This is a genomic window from Bradyrhizobium archetypum, assembly GCF_013114835.1.
In the GTDB taxonomy this organism is placed as follows: domain Bacteria; phylum Pseudomonadota; class Alphaproteobacteria; order Rhizobiales; family Xanthobacteraceae; genus Bradyrhizobium; species Bradyrhizobium archetypum.
In genome coordinates this window covers 215,680-230,877 of record NZ_JAAVLW010000007.1, presented here as the reverse complement: position 1 = coordinate 230,877, position 15,198 = coordinate 215,680, and the positions used below count along the sequence as shown (strand labels likewise).

The 15,198-nt window shown below is 63.1% G+C and carries 19 protein-coding genes; 8 read left to right on the top strand and 11 right to left on the bottom strand.

What is annotated here, in order from left to right; translation table 11 throughout:
- The first annotated feature begins 159 nt into the window (after positions 1-159).
- Positions 160-459 (top strand): DUF3572 domain-containing protein, encoded by a 300-nt coding sequence (locus tag HCN50_RS23990; protein ID WP_171712361.1) that lies wholly within the window; start codon positions 160-162, stop codon positions 457-459.
- Positions 456-1,775 (top strand): DNA polymerase IV, encoded by a 1,320-nt coding sequence (locus HCN50_RS23985; RefSeq protein WP_311968163.1) that lies wholly within the window; start codon positions 456-458, stop codon positions 1,773-1,775. The genes HCN50_RS23990 and HCN50_RS23985 overlap by 4 nt, the downstream gene beginning before the upstream one ends.
- Positions 1,776-1,905: 130 nt before the next feature.
- Here HCN50_RS23985 and HCN50_RS23980 read toward each other — a convergent pair whose 3' ends face one another.
- Positions 1,906-2,307 (bottom strand): RidA family protein, encoded by a 402-nt coding sequence (locus HCN50_RS23980; RefSeq protein WP_171712359.1) that lies wholly within the window; start codon positions 2,305-2,307, stop codon positions 1,906-1,908.
- Between the two features lie 259 nt (positions 2,308-2,566).
- On the opposite strand from HCN50_RS23980, the gene HCN50_RS23975 reads away from it, so the two are divergent.
- Positions 2,567-2,917, top strand: coding sequence for a hypothetical protein (locus HCN50_RS23975; RefSeq protein ID WP_171712358.1), 351 nt, complete (start codon positions 2,567-2,569; stop codon positions 2,915-2,917).
- Positions 2,918-2,978: 61 nt separating this feature from the next.
- On the opposite strand, the gene HCN50_RS23970 is transcribed toward HCN50_RS23975, so the two are convergent.
- From HCN50_RS23970 to pdhA, 6 genes are all read right to left on the bottom strand, one after another.
- Positions 2,979-3,272 carry a GYD domain-containing protein gene (locus tag HCN50_RS23970; RefSeq protein ID WP_171712357.1) on the bottom strand — a complete coding sequence of 98 codons (294 nt, stop codon included), beginning with the start codon at positions 3,270-3,272 and terminating at the stop codon, positions 2,979-2,981.
- Between the two features lie 110 nt (positions 3,273-3,382).
- Positions 3,383-4,147, bottom strand: a complete 765-nt coding sequence (locus tag HCN50_RS23965; protein ID WP_171712356.1) for a slipin family protein — start codon at positions 4,145-4,147, stop codon at positions 3,383-3,385.
- Positions 4,147-5,547, bottom strand: coding sequence for an NfeD family protein (locus tag HCN50_RS23960; RefSeq protein ID WP_171712355.1), 1,401 nt, complete (start codon positions 5,545-5,547; stop codon positions 4,147-4,149). Before HCN50_RS23960 ends, HCN50_RS23965 begins: the two co-directional genes overlap by 1 nt.
- A gap of 83 nt (positions 5,548-5,630) precedes the next feature.
- Positions 5,631-6,731, bottom strand: coding sequence for a dihydrolipoamide acetyltransferase family protein (locus tag HCN50_RS23955; protein WP_171712354.1), 1,101 nt, complete (start codon positions 6,729-6,731; stop codon positions 5,631-5,633).
- 19 nt (positions 6,732-6,750) lie between these two features.
- The gene (locus tag HCN50_RS23950; protein WP_171712353.1) at positions 6,751-7,731 is read right to left on the bottom strand and encodes an alpha-ketoacid dehydrogenase subunit beta; all 981 of its coding nucleotides are present in this window, start codon (positions 7,729-7,731) and stop codon (positions 6,751-6,753) included.
- Positions 7,724-8,809, bottom strand: a complete 1,086-nt coding sequence (gene pdhA / locus HCN50_RS23945) for a pyruvate dehydrogenase (acetyl-transferring) E1 component subunit alpha (protein WP_171712604.1) — start codon at positions 8,807-8,809, stop codon at positions 7,724-7,726. The genes HCN50_RS23950 and pdhA overlap by 8 nt, the downstream gene beginning before the upstream one ends.
- Positions 8,810-8,891: 82 nt before the next feature.
- On the opposite strand from pdhA, the gene HCN50_RS23940 reads away from it, so the two are divergent.
- The gene (locus HCN50_RS23940) at positions 8,892-9,209 is read left to right on the top strand and encodes a hypothetical protein (protein WP_235977185.1); all 318 of its coding nucleotides are present in this window, start codon (positions 8,892-8,894) and stop codon (positions 9,207-9,209) included.
- 55 nt (positions 9,210-9,264) lie between these two features.
- Here HCN50_RS23940 and HCN50_RS23935 read toward each other — a convergent pair whose 3' ends face one another.
- Complete coding sequence (locus tag HCN50_RS23935; protein ID WP_171712352.1) at positions 9,265-10,131, bottom strand: cell envelope integrity EipB family protein; 867 nt, start codon at positions 10,129-10,131, stop codon at positions 9,265-9,267.
- Between the two features lie 252 nt (positions 10,132-10,383).
- Between HCN50_RS23935 and HCN50_RS23930 the strand changes: the two genes are divergently transcribed.
- From HCN50_RS23930 to HCN50_RS23915, 4 genes are all read left to right on the top strand, one after another.
- Positions 10,384-10,851, top strand: coding sequence for a RidA family protein (locus tag HCN50_RS23930; RefSeq protein WP_171712351.1), 468 nt, complete (start codon positions 10,384-10,386; stop codon positions 10,849-10,851).
- 14 nt (positions 10,852-10,865) lie between these two features.
- Positions 10,866-11,618 (top strand): glycerophosphodiester phosphodiesterase family protein, encoded by a 753-nt coding sequence (locus HCN50_RS23925; protein ID WP_171712350.1) that lies wholly within the window; start codon positions 10,866-10,868, stop codon positions 11,616-11,618.
- A gap of 106 nt (positions 11,619-11,724) precedes the next feature.
- Positions 11,725-12,963: a GNAT family N-acetyltransferase gene (locus tag HCN50_RS23920; RefSeq protein WP_171712349.1), complete on the top strand. Its 1,239-nt coding sequence runs from the start codon at positions 11,725-11,727 to the stop codon at positions 12,961-12,963.
- A gap of 51 nt (positions 12,964-13,014) precedes the next feature.
- On the top strand, positions 13,015-13,437 hold the full coding sequence (locus tag HCN50_RS23915; RefSeq protein ID WP_171712348.1) for an HIT domain-containing protein: 423 nt from the start codon (positions 13,015-13,017) through the stop codon (positions 13,435-13,437).
- A 10-nt stretch (positions 13,438-13,447) separates the two neighbouring features.
- Here HCN50_RS23915 and tsaA read toward each other — a convergent pair whose 3' ends face one another.
- The 3 genes from tsaA to HCN50_RS23900 all read right to left on the bottom strand — a co-directional run bounded on the left by tsaA (position 13,448) and on the right by HCN50_RS23900 (position 15,105).
- Positions 13,448-13,939 (bottom strand): tRNA (N6-threonylcarbamoyladenosine(37)-N6)-methyltransferase TrmO, encoded by a 492-nt coding sequence (tsaA, locus tag HCN50_RS23910; protein ID WP_171712347.1) that lies wholly within the window; start codon positions 13,937-13,939, stop codon positions 13,448-13,450.
- An 81-nt stretch (positions 13,940-14,020) separates the two neighbouring features.
- Positions 14,021-14,365 carry a branched-chain amino acid transport AzlD family protein gene (locus tag HCN50_RS23905; protein WP_171712346.1) on the bottom strand — a complete coding sequence of 115 codons (345 nt, stop codon included), beginning with the start codon at positions 14,363-14,365 and terminating at the stop codon, positions 14,021-14,023.
- Positions 14,362-15,105, bottom strand: a complete 744-nt coding sequence (locus HCN50_RS23900; protein ID WP_171712345.1) for an AzlC family ABC transporter permease — start codon at positions 15,103-15,105, stop codon at positions 14,362-14,364. The genes HCN50_RS23905 and HCN50_RS23900 overlap by 4 nt, the downstream gene beginning before the upstream one ends.
- Between the last annotated feature and the right edge of the window lie 93 nt (positions 15,106-15,198).

Sequence of the window (15,198 nt, the reverse complement as noted above, 5' to 3'; positions counted from 1 at the left end):
TCGAAAAGTGAATTCAAACTAGCGCCAGATTCGCTCTAAGCGGTTAAACCGATGCGCCAACTTTTACGAAGCGGTCCAGTTGTTGAACATACTCCGCAGACTCGGGCATGATGGTTCCCAAATTAGAGACCATAAGTTAACGGAAAGGCAAACGATCTATTGAAAAAGCCTGTTCACAACCCCCGCGAAGTGGCTGAAATCGTTGCAGTTCAGGCGCTGAGTTTTATTGCCGGCGATCCGGAAAAACTTGGCCTGTTTTTGGCCGAGACCGGCATCGGTCCGGAGACGCTGCGCACGGCGGCCGCCGACCCGCAATTTCTGGTCTCGGTCCTGGATTTCGTGATGCGCGACGACGCAACCGTGAAGGCGTTTGCGAGTGCCTCGCAACTGCATCCAACCAACATTGCCGCCGCCCGGGAGGTACTCGGCGACCCGGATTGGGAGCGCGACGTGCCGTGAACGCGTCTGCGCCAGCCTTTGACGATCCGCGCGGTCCGCGCGCGTTTTGCCGGGATTGCCTCGGCGACCTCGATATCAAGGCCAGGCGATGCAGCGCATGCGGTTCCCCGCGCCTGGTCCGCCACCCCGCCCTGCCCTCGCTGACACTGGCGCATATCGATTGCGACGCGTTCTATGCCACCGTCGAGAAGCGCGACAATCCGGAGCTTGCCGACAGGCCCGTGATCATCGGCGGCGGCAAGCGTGGCGTGGTGTCGGCGGCCTGCTACGTTTCGCGAACCTATGGCGTGCGCTCGGCGATGCCGATGTTCAAGGCGCTCGCGCTCTGCCCGCAGGCGATCGTGATTCCGCCCGACATGGCGAAATATGTCCGCGTCGGCCGCGAGGTGCGGCATGCCATGCAGACGCTGACCCCGCTGGTGGAACCGCTGTCGATCGACGAGGCGTTCCTGGATCTTTCCGGCACCCAGCGCGTCCACGGCATGATCCCGGCAAAGGTGCTGGCGCGCTTTGCCCGCCACGTCGAGCGCGACATCGGGATCACAGTCTCGGTCGGCCTGTCCTGCAACAAGTTTTTGGCCAAGATCGCCTCCGATCTCGACAAGCCGCGCGGCTTTGCCGCCCTCGACCAGATCGAGGCTCGCGAGATGCTGGCGGACAAGCCGGTCGGTTTCATCTACGGCGTCGGCCCCGCGACCCAGGAAAAGCTGCAGCAGCGGGGTTTTCGCACCATTGCCGACCTGCAGCGTGCCGACGAGGTCGAACTGATGAAGCAGTTCGGCGGCGAAGGCCGCAGGCTGTGGCGGCTGGCGCGCGGCATCGACGACCGCAGCGTGGTGCCAGACCGCGGCGCCAAGACGATATCGAGCGAGACCACGTTCGAAACCGACATCAGGGATTTCGCTACGCTGGAACGGCTGTTATGGCGGCTGTCGGAGAAAGTGTCGTCGCGCTTGAAGAACGCCAATCTCGCCGGCTGCACCATCACGCTGAAGTTGAAGACCGCCGATTTCCGGCAGCGCACCCGCTCGCAATCGATCCAGGCGCCGACCCAACTCGCCGCGAAGATCTTTGCGGTATCACGCGAGATGCTAGCCAAGGAAATCGACGGCACCGCCTTCCGCCTGATGGGCACCGGCATCAGCGCGCTGCGCGAGGGATCGCGAGGCGACGACAGCGACATGCTCGACCGCCGCTCGGCTCACGCCGAGCGCGCGATGGATGATTTAAGGAAGAAGTTCGGCAATGCCGCGGTGATCCGGGGCATTGCATATAAGGGGCCGGCGAAGGAAGCCGAGGAAGAAGAGGAAGAGTAACCAAGTAATCGTTCCCTCCCCGTCATTGCGAGCGCAAGCGAAGCAATCCACCTCACCGCCCGTGGATAGATGGATTGCTTCGTCGCTTGCGCTCCTCGCAATGACAGACTGAGACCTATGCCTGGAGACGTCAATCGACGACGGCCACCGCCTCGATCTCGATCAGCCATTCAGGGGCCGCAAGCGCCGTGACACCAACGAGCGTGCTCGCCGGCGGCTCCATGCCTTCAAAGAAGGCCGAGCGCGCCTTGCCGATGATGGGACGGAGTTCCGGCTTGTAGCCGACAACGAACGTGGTGATCTTCACGATATTGGAATAGCTCGCCCCGGCGGCTTTCAGCGCCAAGCCGATATTTTGCATCACCTGTGTCGTCTGCGCGGCCAGATCACCCTCGCCGACCACCCGCCCCTCCTCGTCGGTGGCCACCTGTCCTGCGATATAGATTGTGCGCGCGCCCGAAGCGACGACGACGTGGGAGTAAGCCGGATTATGGTGAAGTCCGCTTGGCCGAAGTTGTTCGAGCTTGCTCATTGTGCGCCTCCCTGACCTGCATGATTTGGCCAAAGCGTATCCGGGTCCGGCGCTCCCGACCAGACCGATCGTCACAGGATGCGAGACGCGCGTCCCAAAGCTGGAATCCTGACGTCGAATTTGCTCGTCCCCAGGGTAGATACCCAACATGCGGTCTTGAACCGGCAAGAAATGATCAGATTTCTACCAGGTCTCCAATTTGTACGGGGTCCATAGGTCCGGATGCGTTCCACGAAACCTGACCCGGAAGGAGCGGAAGATGGCCTTTTTGAAGCGGGAATTGCATCGTCGGGTCAAAGGCCCGGAAGTCACGGAGCTGGATTTCTGGAACCTGGTCTTCGACACTGACACCAAGCGCTTATACGTTGAACATGAGTGGGCCCACCTGGACTCGCGTATTCGCGGAGCGGCGGAATATCGAACGGATGTCATGGATATCGCGGCGTATCTGACCCAGGGCGGTCAAACCGCGGGTCACCGTGAACTCTGGCGGGTGCTGCGAGGGATTTTCAAGGAACAGTTCGAGCCCGAGGAGTATGACAGCGAGGTGCCATTTTCGGGACAGGCCCCGGCTCAGGAAATCGAACGACCGGCGTCAAATCGTCCGTGACATGGATCAGGACGAGGCCCTCTGCCGCGCGGCGGAAGAGACGGTCGAACGCGCAAGCCACTCAGAGCATCTTGTCGACAACCTTGGCCATGTCCGCAGCCGAGAACGCACGCAACGATTCGGTACGAACATTGCCCAAGGCGCCAAGACTTAGGCTAAGCGTCATGATGGAAAATTCATCTGGCGCTTCGAGGATCGCCACCACATCATATCGTCCTTGCGTCCAGAACAGTTCTTTTACGGTGACCCCGAAGGTCTCGGCCATTTTCTTGAAAGCCTCTGCCCGCTTCGGTGATTCCTTGGCGGTGCGAATTCCCTGATCGGTGAAGTTGCCGAGCACGACATACATTACCATGTGGCTCTCCCTGGTTGTCGAAATTCAGCCGAACTTCCTGCATCGATAGATCTGCGCTCCTGGGGCATCGGACGGCGTCACGCGATTGGCTTGTTGCCGGCAACGACAGTTCACGTCGCTTCGCTCCGCCGTCCGGTCACATGGCCGAGCAAATCCATCGGCAGCGGAAACACCACGGTCGATGATCGCTCACCGGCAATGTCGTGCAGCGCGGCGAAATAGCGCAACTGCATCGCCTGCGGCTCCCGCGCCAGCGTTCGGCCGGCCTCGACGAGCTTCTCGGCAGCTTGCTGCTCGCCCATCGCATTGATCACTTTGGCGCGCCGCAACCGCTCCGCCTCAGCCTGCTTGGCAATCGCGCGCACCATGGTTTCGTTGAGATCGACATCCTTGATCTCGACGGTGGTGACCTTGATGCCCCAGACATCAGTCTGCTGGTCGAGGATTTCCTGGACATCGGCGTTGAGCCGGTCCCGTTCGGCAAGCATCTCGTCCAGTTCGTGCTTGCCGAGCACCGAACGCAGTGTGGTCTGCGCCAATTGGCTGGTCGCGGACATGTAGTCGCCGACCTTGATGATCGCGCGCTCGGGGTCCATGATGCGGAAGTAGAGAACGGCGTTGACCTTGACGGATACGTTGTCGCGCGAAATCACGTCCTGGGGCGGCACGACCTGCACCATCACCCTGAGATCGACCTTCACCATCTGCTGCACGACCGGAATCAGGATGATCAATCCCGGCCCCTTCACACCGGTGAAGCGGCCGAGCGTGAAAACGACGCCTCGCTCGTATTCTCGCAGGATGCGGATGGCCGAGGACAGAAACAGGACCACGAGCACCGCGAGCGCCCCATAGGTCAAATAATCAAACATCATCACGCACCTCCTTCGCGGGCGGCCAGCACCGGCCGACGCCGTACCACGAGCGTCAAATCAACGACGTTGGCTACCTCGACCACGTCACCGGGCTTGAAAGCTTCGGTGCCGCGGGCCTGCCAGCGCTCGCCCTGTGTGAAGACGTGGCCTTCGCTCTCCGACCAGTCGAGGATTTCGGCGGACAGGCCGCGCATGGCTTGCGCGCCGAGCCGTGCGGGGCCTTTTCGAGCGCGCCAAAGCGAACGGAGTACGACAAAAATCAAGCCGACGAATATCGCCGCCGCGATGCCGATGGTCCACCATGACAGGTGGTATCCGGGCGCTTCGATCTCGAACAGCATCACTGCTCCGAGCACGAATGCGATGATCCCGCCGAGACCGAGAACCACGGTAGGATTGAAGGCTTCGATGACCAGGAGCGTGATGCCCAACAGGATCAGGCCGAGGCCCGCATAGTTGATAGGCAGCATATTGAGCGCATAAAGGCCTAACAGCAGACAGATCGTGCCAATCACCCCGGGCGCGACCGCACCGGGCGAGGAAAGTTCGAAAATCAGGCCGTAGATGCCGACCAGCATGAGAATGAAAGCGATGTTGGGATCGGTGATCACCCTGAGAAATCGTGCGATCCATCCAGGATCCATCGCTTCACGCGCGGCGTCCCTGGTCGCCAGATGCCGCGTCTCGCCCGCGATCTCGACTAAGCGACCATCGATCTGCCTGAGCAGTTCGACTTGATCGCGTGCGATGAGGTCGATGACTTTCTCCTGCAATGCGGCATTAGCGGAAAGACTGGCGGCCTCCCGCACCGCCTTTTCCGCCCAATCGGCATTGCGGCCGCGCAACTCGGCGAGACTGCGGATCAAGGCGACGGCGTCGTTGGTCACCTTCGCCATCATGGAGTCCTTCGTCTTCGGCTTTTGGTCGCTGCCGTCCTTCTTGTCCTTATCGCTCTTGTCAGGGGTAGCGTCCGGCAGACCCGGCAAGGGACCGCCAATCTGCACCGGCGTCGCCGCTCCGAGATTGGTACCCGGCGCCATGGCCGCGATATGCGTGGCGTAGAGGATGTAGGTTCCGGCGCTGGCCGCGTGGGCGCCGGACGGCGCAACGTAACCGATGACGGGGACGCGCGACGCCAGCACGTCCGCGATGATCTCGCGCATGCTGGTCGCGAGACCGCCCGGGGTATTCATGCGCAGCACGACGACCTCGGCACGTCGTTCGGCTGCCTTGGTCAGCGCGTCCTTGACGTAACGGGCCGTCGCCGGTCCGATCGCTCCGTCGACCGAGATGGTCAGCGCGAGCTTGCCGTCGTTCTCTCCCGCCGAGGCGGCAACGGGAGAGACAGCCAGAGCTATCGCGGCAGCGACCGCAGCAAGAGTCGTCTGTACGTTCTGCACAGCAAGGACTCCGTTATGGAAATGATATGGAGGTATCCTTGTCGAATCTCAATATACCCCTGCAGGGCCCGCGCACGGCTGCCTCACGAAAACTGCTCAAGGTCCGTCTTGAGCGCCACCAGGAAGCGAGCGGCTTCGCCTCCTGTCACGACGCGATGGTCGAAGGTAAGCGACAATGGCAGCACGCGCCTCACCGCCGGCTGGCCCCGATACGCGACCACCCCTTGAGTAATGCGACCGGCGCCGATGATCGCCACTTGTGGCGGTACGACGATCAGGTTAGCGAAACGCCCTCCGATCATCCCAAAGTTCGACAGCGTAATCGTCGCCCCGCGCAGCTCTCCCGGAGGTATCGAGCGCGCGACGGCGTCAGCCCGCATCCGGTCAAGCCCGGTCCGCAAGTCTGATACATCGCGCTCTGCGACATTGCGCAACACGGGAACGATGAGGCCGCCGCCAGTATCGACGGCGATGCCGAGATCGATGCGCTCGATCAGACGCCGTTCACCCGCGCCCGAATTGTACCAGGCATTGAGAGCAGGCTCGGCCTTGCAGGCGACGGCGATCGCGCGCACCAGCCGGATCGTCACGTCCTCGCCGGTTCGCCAATCGTCGATATCAGCCTCATCGGTGACGCCGGCGGGGACGATCTCGGCATGAGCCGTCGTCATGCGTTGAGCCATCGCGCGCCGCAGACCGCGCAAGGATTCAGCAGGTCCGGTATGGGACAAGCCCTTGGCAGCCCGTTCCACATCCGCACGCGTGATGGTGCCGCCGGGTCCTGTCGCCTCGACGAGATCGAGATCGACGTCGAGCTTGCGGGCGAGTGCGCGCACCGCCGGAAACACCTGGCTTTTCTGTTCGGCCGTTCGCCTGGGAGGCGGTGCTGCGACAGCCGCTGGCTCGCCCACGCCAAGTTCGCCGACAATCGTGCCGGTGTCCTGGTCGGGGCCCTCGGCAAATTCGACGAGCGGCGCGCCGACCTTCACCACATCTCCCTTGGCTCCGAACAGGTGCAGGATGCGTCCGCTCGAGGGCGACGGCACCTCGACGACGGCTTTGTCGGTCTCGACCGAAACCAGCGGCTGATCGGTAACGACGTGGTCGCCTTCGTTGACGTACCAGTTCACGATCTCCGCCTCTTCGAGGCCCTCTCCCAGATCCGGCAATACGAACTGGCGCATGGCATAAGTCCGCTGGCAATCAACTGAACTGGCAGGCCTGGCGCGCGGCCTTCACGATACGATCGACCGACGGCATCATATGCTGCTCGAGCCGCGCCATCGGAATGACCGCGTCGTAGCCGGTGACGCGGGTTACCGGTGCAAGCAGCGAAGTCAGGGCCCGCTCGGCGATCAGTGCGGCGATCTCGGCTCCGAACCCGCCGGTGCGTGTTGCCTCGTGCACGATGATGCAGCGCCCGGTTTTTGCGACCGAACCGAGCACCGTGGCTTCGTCGTAGGGCTTGAGCGTGGCGAGATCGATGACCTCGGCGGCGATGCCGTCGGCAGCCAGCGCGTCGGCCGCCGCCATGGTTTCCTTCAGCATCGCGCCCCAACTTATCAGCGTGACGTCGCGGCCCTCCCGCAGGACAAAGGCGACATCCAGCGGCAAGGCCTCACCATTGTCCTCCACCTCGCCCTTCGCCGCGCGGTAGATGCGGGTCGGCTCCAGAAACACCACTGGATCGGGATCGCGGATCGCCGCCAGCAGCAGTCCGTAGGCGCGCTCCGGCGACGAGGGAATGACGACACGCAAGCCGGGAATATGGGCGAGCATCGCCTCGGTGCTTTCGGAATGATGCTCGGGTGCGCGAATTCCGGCACCATGCGGCGTGCGTAGAACCATTGGACAGGTGAGCCGCCCCTGAGTGCGGTTGCGGATTCGCGAGGCGTGGTTCACCAATTGATCGATGCAGGGATACAGAAATCCCATGAACTGGATCTCGCCAACCGGCTTCAAGCCCTGCGCCGCCATGCCGACGCAGAGTCCGCTGATCAGGAGTTCGGCAAGCGGCGTATCGAGCACGCGCTCCGCGCCGAAACGCGTTTGCAGCCCGACGGTCGCGCGGAAGACGCCGCCATTGATGCCGACATCTTCGCCAAGCACGACGACATCAGGATCATCCTCCATCGCGCGGGCGAGCGCCAGATTGACGGCTTCGACCAGCGTGATTTCAGACATCACCCTCTCCCGCGAGTTCGCGGCGCTGCGCGGCGTAGACGCCTGGCAGATCGGCATAGAGATGATCGAACATGGATTCGGGCCGGCGCGGCTCCGTCGCCAGGTAGCGCTCGACCGCTGCCTCGACGCGCTCATGACACTCCGCGGCGAGCTGTTCTTCCTCCGCCTTGCTCCACATCTTTTGACCGACGAGATAGCTCCTCAGGCGCGTAAGCGGCTCTTCCTTCCAACGGGCCTGGACTTCGTCAGCCGAACGATAGCGTAAAGCGTCATCGGAGGTGGTATGATCGCCGAGCCGGTAGGTGACCGCCTCGATGAAGCGCGGGCCCTTGCCGTCACGGGCGGCGGCAATGGCGTCTTCGGCCGCGGCGCGCATCGCCACGACATCGCTGCCGTCCACCTGCTCGCCGATAAAGCCGGCCGCGATGGCTTTCTGCGCCAGCGTTTCGCAACCGGTCTGTAGCCGCAACGGGACCGAAATAGCCCATTGATTGTTGGTGGCGACGAACACGACCGGCAGCTTGTGCACCCCGGCAAAATTCATCGCTTCGTAGACGTCACCCTTCGAAGTGGCGCCGTCGCCGAACATGCAAATGGCCACCCGCGGCTGCTTGCGCAGCTTGAAAGCATAGGCAACGCCGGCAGCATGCGGCGCCTGCGATCCCACGGGAACGCAGAACGGGAAATCCTGAACCGGTCCGGAGAAATGATTGCCCCGCTCGTCCCCTCCCCAGAACAGCAGAATTTCCTCCAGCTTGACCCCACGCCAGATCAGCGCGCCATTGTCGCGATAGGAAGGTAACAGGACGTCGTCTTCGCGCATCGCACTGGCGACCCCAACCGACACCGCCTCCTGGCCGAGCGAAACGGCGTAGGTCCCAAGCCGGCCAGTGCGCTGCAATGCAACAGCCTTTCGGTCAAAATTGCGCAGCAGCATCATCGCTCGATAGAGCGCGGTGAGGAGGCCGGCGTCGGAGGCGAATGCGGGAAGCGGCCGCTTGATCGAGCCGTCTGGCGCGAGGTAATTGCGGTGGCGCACTTCAAAGCGCGCGACAACCGGAAGTCCTCCGTCTGCCATTTTTTTGCTGGCCACGTCCTCGCTCCCAGAGCGATTCTGCATCCCACAATTCGTAATTGGTGCTGGCCCGGAACAATACAAGATGGGGGCGCCCATCTCCTATGACCATTGCTGCACCGCGCCCGCGGGCATCAACCCTCACCTTCATGGAAACGGCACCGCGTCAGTGGTATATCGAGGCATGGCAAATGGTCAGGTTGTCCTCGTCACAACTGAACCGTTGGGAGGCGGTGCGCCGGTTCGTTCGGTTTACTATGTGGCTGAACAGGATCCGGCAAAGGCCGCGGCGATCATCGCAGCTATGATGGCCCCGAACGAAAGGGTCGAGGCTTGGGGGCCGCTTCCGGAGCCAGCCGTCAAGGCGCTCGGACTGAAGCCCGGCGACTTCACCCGCGGATGACATAAAGATTTGAGACGGCCGCGCAGTATTGGGTGCGGCCTTTCCGAGGGTGCCGTCACTTACACGGCTTGGAATCCCTGACGTCGAACCGGCCCATCGCGCCCGCGATCACGAAGTCGTTGTAGTCGAGCACCAGCGCGCGGGAGACACCGTTCTCGAACAGTTCGAATGACATGGCGTAAACCGGCGTCTGCTCGCCCTCTTTCCCCTTGGCGTCGCGGTCGTAGTAGCTCACCGTCACGGGCCAGCGGGTCAGCGCCTTCATCTGGTCGTTGGCGGTCGAGGGATCGGGCGACGCGATGCTGCGGGTCCCGGGGATCGGCTGCCCGATCACCGACAGCGTATTGTAGACCTTCTCGCCATTGTCGGAGCCATCATAGACCATCAGCTCCAGCACCGATTTGCCCTCGCGCGCGGCGGCGATGATGTGCTGGATCTGCTCGGTCGGGAACACGACCTTGCCGTCGAGCTCAAACGTCTTCGTCACCGGCTGTTTCAACTTGACCATGATGCGGTCGCCGACCCGCTCTGCCACGCCATCGACCGGCGCGGAATCGGTATCATTCATGCGGCTATCGATCTTGAAACGATAGCTCTTGCCGGCGGCATCTTCCCAGGAACGCGAGCGCAGATCGCTCAGCGTCATCCTGCCCTCGCCGCTGTCGAGCTCCGACACCTGGCGGAATTCGGAAGTGTAACCTTCGCAGGCGTTGCCCGAGAAATTGTAGAGGATACGGCCGCGAGCGCCGTTGATCGCGTTCGATCCGCGCGACTTGATCAGCTTCAGTTCATAAAGCGCCTGATGGGCGAGAAACGGCCCGCTGGCCCCGGCCAGCGCAGGTCCGTTTGCGAAGCCCGAGAGCAAAGCGGCCGCAGCCGAGAACGCCAAAGCACGAACCGGAACCGGAAACGAGCGAGCCATGTTCTGTGTTTTCCTCGATGAAGATTCGCTACATTAGTGATGGCCCTATTGCGTCGCAACTGGGGCAGCGCCCGAGGACGCAGGAATTTGACGCCGGGCAGCCTGGTTTTTCGGCAATTCTACCGGAGATTTGCGCCGGGCTGGCGACCGACCGCCCATCCCGCCTCGCTTGCAACCGGCGGCGCGATGCGCGAAACAGTGCGACCTGATCGCGGGGTCAGAAACAGTCACATCTCAAGTGAGGACACAAACATGGCGGGTACGGTCGAACAGAAGTTGGCGGCACAGGGTATCGTCCTGAACGAGCCGCGTACCCCCATGGCGAACTATGTCGGCTTCGTGCGATCAGGCAATCTGCTGTTCGTTTCCGGCCAGGTGTGCGCCGACGCCGAAGGCAAGCTGATCGCAAAGGGCAAGCTCGGGGCCGGCGTCACCATCGAACAGGGCTACGCCGCGGCGCAAGGCTGTGGTGTCAACCTGCTGGCGCAGGTCAAGGCCGCGCTCGGCGATCTCGACAAGGTCGTGCGTGTGGTCCGGCTCGGCGGTTTCATCAATTCCGCACCTGATTTCCTCGACGGACCCAAGGTGCTCAACGGCGCCTCCGACCTGATGGTCACCGCCTTCGGCGACAAGGGCCGGCATGCCCGCACGACCGTCGGCGTCGCTTCGCTGCCCGCGGATGCCGCCGTCGAGGTGGACGCCATCTTCGAGGTATCCTGAGCGGAGCACCGCTCATGCGCGCTCCCGACTGGCTGACGGCACGGCCGGTTGCGCATCGCGGCCTGCATGACATTTCGCGTGGCATCGTCGAAAACATGCCGGCGGCCGCGGAGGCCGCGATCGATGGCAACTTCGCCATCGAATGCGACATCCAGCTTTCCTCTGACGGCGAGGCGATGGTGCACCATGACGGCGCGCTCGGCCGCCTCACCGAGGGCTCCGGCGCGCTACGCGGCAAGACCGCGGCCGAACTCAAGGCCGTCAATTTCAAGGACACGCCGGAGCGGATGATGACGCTGGGCGATCTCTGCGCGCTCGTCGCCGGGCGCGTTCCGCTGGTAATCGAGGTGAAGAGCCATTTCGACGGCGACCGTCGGCTGGTGAAACGGATGTCGGAGGTGCTCGCCTCCTATGACGGTCCGGCCGTCGGCATGTCCTTCGACCCGGACCAGGTGGTGGCGCTGCGCGAGTTGATCCGCGGCCGCGCCCGTGGCATCGTGGCGGAGCGCCGCTATACCGCCGAAGAGTGGCCGGAAGCCTCGCCCGCGCAGCGCCGCGGCATGACGCATCTGCGGCACGCCTTCTGGAGCCGGCCGGATTTCGTCGCCTATTGGGTGGACGAGCTGCCCGCCGCGGCTCCTTGGATCGCCCGCAATATTTTCGGCCTGCCGCTGTTGACCTGGACCGTGCGCACGCCGGAGCAACGTGACCGCGCCGCGCGCCATGCCGATCAGATGATCTTCGAGGGGTTCCTGCCGGGAACCTGATGTGCGGCGCGCGACCTTGAACTCGCGCCCCCGATGCACGATCTTTGCAGCATTGGCCACCCTGCGCGATGGCTGATCGCACAACGGGATCGGTCCGAATTTCTAGATGGCATCATCCGAAATCACCCTCGAAGCCGTCCCCTCCGTCACCGACATACCGGCTGCGGACTGGAACGCCTGCGCCAATCCGCCCGGTGATCCGAACAATCTTGAAAACCTCGACACGCTGGCCGCCAACGGATCCCAAAGCGCCCCCTGCAAGCCGGCCTATAATCCATTCGTTTCTCACGCTTTTTTTGCCGCCGCCGAAGCCTCGGGCTCGGCCTGCGCGCGCACCGGCTGGGGACCGCGGCACCTCCTGGCACGGCTCGACGGCGAAATCGCCGGCGTCGTGCCCTGCTATCTCAAATCCCACTCGCAAGGCGAATATGTCTTTGACCGCGGCTGGGCCGATGCCTATGAGCGCGCGGGCGGGCGCTACTATCCGAAACTGCAGGTCTCGGTTCCGTTCACGCCCGCGACGGGCCCGCGGCTACTAATTCGCAACGGCGTCGACCGTGATCTGATCGGCTCGGCGCTGGCGCGCGGGCTGATCGCGCTCTGCAACGCCACCGGCGCCTCCTCCGTGCATGTGACCTTTGCCCGCGAGGCCGAAGCGAAGCTTCTAGGCCAGCACGGCTTCCTGCAGCGGAACGACCAGCAGTTTCACTGGCACAATGAAGGCTACGCGACGTTTGACGATTTCCTGGCCTCGCTGAACTCGCGCCATCGCAAGGCGATCAAGCGCGAGCGGCGCGAGGCCGTCGCCGCCGGGATCACGATCCACCATCTGACCGGAAGTGACATCACCGAGGACGCCTGGGATGCGTTCTTTACGTTCTACATGGAGACCGGCTCACGCAAATGGGGCCGGCCGTACCTCACCCGCAAATTCTTCTCGCTGATCGGCGAGAGCATGAGCCGCGACGTGCTGTTGGTGATGGCCAAACGCAACGGCCGCTGGATCGCGGGCGCGATCAATTTCATCGGCTCGGACACGCTATTCGGTCGCAATTGGGGCGCGATCGAGCATCATCCCTTCCTGCATTTCGAGGTCTGCTACTATCAGGCGATCGATTTCGCGATCCAGCGCGGCCTCAGAATCGTCGAGGCCGGCGCGCAGGGCGAGCACAAGCTCGCCCGCGGCTACCTGCCGCAAACCACCTACTCTGCCCACTTCATCGCCGATCCCGATTTGCGCCGCGCGATCGCCGACTACTTAAAGCGCGAGCGCGCCTATGTGGCCGAGGTCGGCCGCGAACTGGCGGAAGCCGGACCGTTTCGCAAAACCGCCGACGAGGCTTGACCTGCCGAGCAGCCGACATGAGATTGCGACCAAACCCTGAGGGAAGAAGCCATGCCCGCCTATGATCCCAATAATCCCTTCGCAAAAATTCTGCGCGGCGAGTTTTCCTGCCATAAGGTTTACGAGGACGATCACGTGCTGGCGTTCCTCGACATCATGCCGCGTTCGCCCGGCCATACGCTGGTGATTCCGAAGGCTCCTGCCCGCAATATTCTCGATGTCACGCCCGACGATTACGCCCATGTCGCGCGTGCCGCCCACAAGATCGCCGCCGCCGCCATGAAGGCCTTCAAGGCCGACGGCATCACCGTGCAGCAATTCAACGAGCCCGCCGGCGGCCAGGTCGTGTTCCACCTGCACATGCATGTGATGCCGCGCCACGACGGCGTCGCGCTGTTGCCGCCGGCGAGCCGCAAGGAAGATGTGAAAGTGCTCGAAGACAACGCGACCAAACTGGCCGCCGCGCTGGGGTAGATGTCACGACCTATTCCGTCTCGAAATCCCCTGCTTGCGGCGGCGCCAGCGGGGTAAACTCGCAGCGGTCGGGCTTGACGTCGAGCAGCGGCGTTTCATCGAGGCAGTCGAGACCGCGCACCAGGATGACATTGCCCTCGATCTTGACGAACTTCACGATCGAGGTGCCGATCGGGTTGGGCCGCACCGGCGAGCGCAGCGAAAACGTGCCGCGGGTTTTCTGGTTGTTCTTCGGGCTTTGCAGCACCAGATCGCGGCGCGACTGGTGCAGCCAATAGATCACCTCGAGATTTTCATAGAAGTCGACGCCCTTGATCGCGGGCACCCACGGGTCGAAAATTTCCAGCCGACAGACCGGCCCGTCATGTCGGCCCTGCCGCGGCGTTTCCAATCGCGACTTCCAGGGCGTGCGGATGCGGCCGATGAACACCAGCCCGGCGTCGCGAGCTGGCGGCATATCGACGGTAACTTCGCCTTCGCGGAGTTTAGTTTCCTGAACCATTTTCCTAATCCAGTGACGTAGGCCGCGAGCGCGTGCAGCTTTTCCGGCGTGCCGGACAGTACCGGATTTGGCGCCGTACAATCAACCGACCCACCATTTCCCGGCCAGAAGCACGATCTCGCCGCAGACCACGCCGGCAAAGATCGAGCGTTGCGTCAGCATGAACACGGCAAAGCCGGCTGCGACCGCACCATAGCGCAGCCAGTCCGGCACATCAGCCAGCGCGCCCGGCGGCTGCACCAGGATTTGCGCGATGACGCCCGCGAGGATCGCAGTCGCTACCGCCCGCACCCACACCAGAACTTCCGAGCCCTCGTCGATGCCGGCGCCGAACCACAGCCCGGCCATCCGCCAGATCTCGTTGGGCAGGAAACCGGCGAGAACCAGGACCAACAGCGCGTGCGGGCTGCCGAAAAACTCGCTCATGCGCCCGCCCTCTCACGCCACCAGTGCACGCCATAGGCGATGGTGCCGGCAGTGACGCCACTGATCAGGATATCGACGCCGGTATGCAGCCTCGATACTACCGGAAACAACGCAAGCCCCAGCACCAGCGCCAGCACGTCCGATATCTCCTTGCAGTTGCGCGCGGTCGACAGCAAAAACGCCAGCGGCGTCAGCAGCAGGATCGCTGCCGCAAACAGCGACCGCAGGTTGGCGGCCAGGCCATAGCCGAGCGTGGTCGCGACCAAACAGACGGTGACGAGGCCGCAGCCGAGCCCGTGCGTGAACGCGATGCGCCGCTCGCGCGGCACTTTCGGCAGCAGCCGATAACACTCGACCCACAGCGTCACCGCAATGAAATGCGTCGCCAGCACGAGATGCCGGCGCCTGGTCTTGGGCGTCTTCATGAGAGGCAGCACCGACACGACCATCGGAAACAGCCGGATCGCACTCACCTTCATCGCAATCGCCGCCTGCACCGCGGTCGCCGCGGATCCCAGCGTCGAAATCAGGATGATTTGCGCCGGTCCCGCCCAGACCAGCAGCGTAGAGCCGAGCGCCCAGCCTAGGCTGAAATGACTATCATGGGCCAGCGCGCCAATGCCGAGATAGGTCGCAAACAGCACCAGCGTCAGCACCGTGGACGCGACCGCGCTCATGCCCCACGCGAAGGCGCGGACGGGGCTTTGCCATTGGGGAGAAGAAAGCGGAGGTAGCGCCACGGGTGACCGGATGAGGGCTGGAGTCATCGCGGGCATAGGGCTAGTGAAAGGAGTCTGCGTCAAGCAAGCAGCAGATCAAAGCCGGTATGCAAT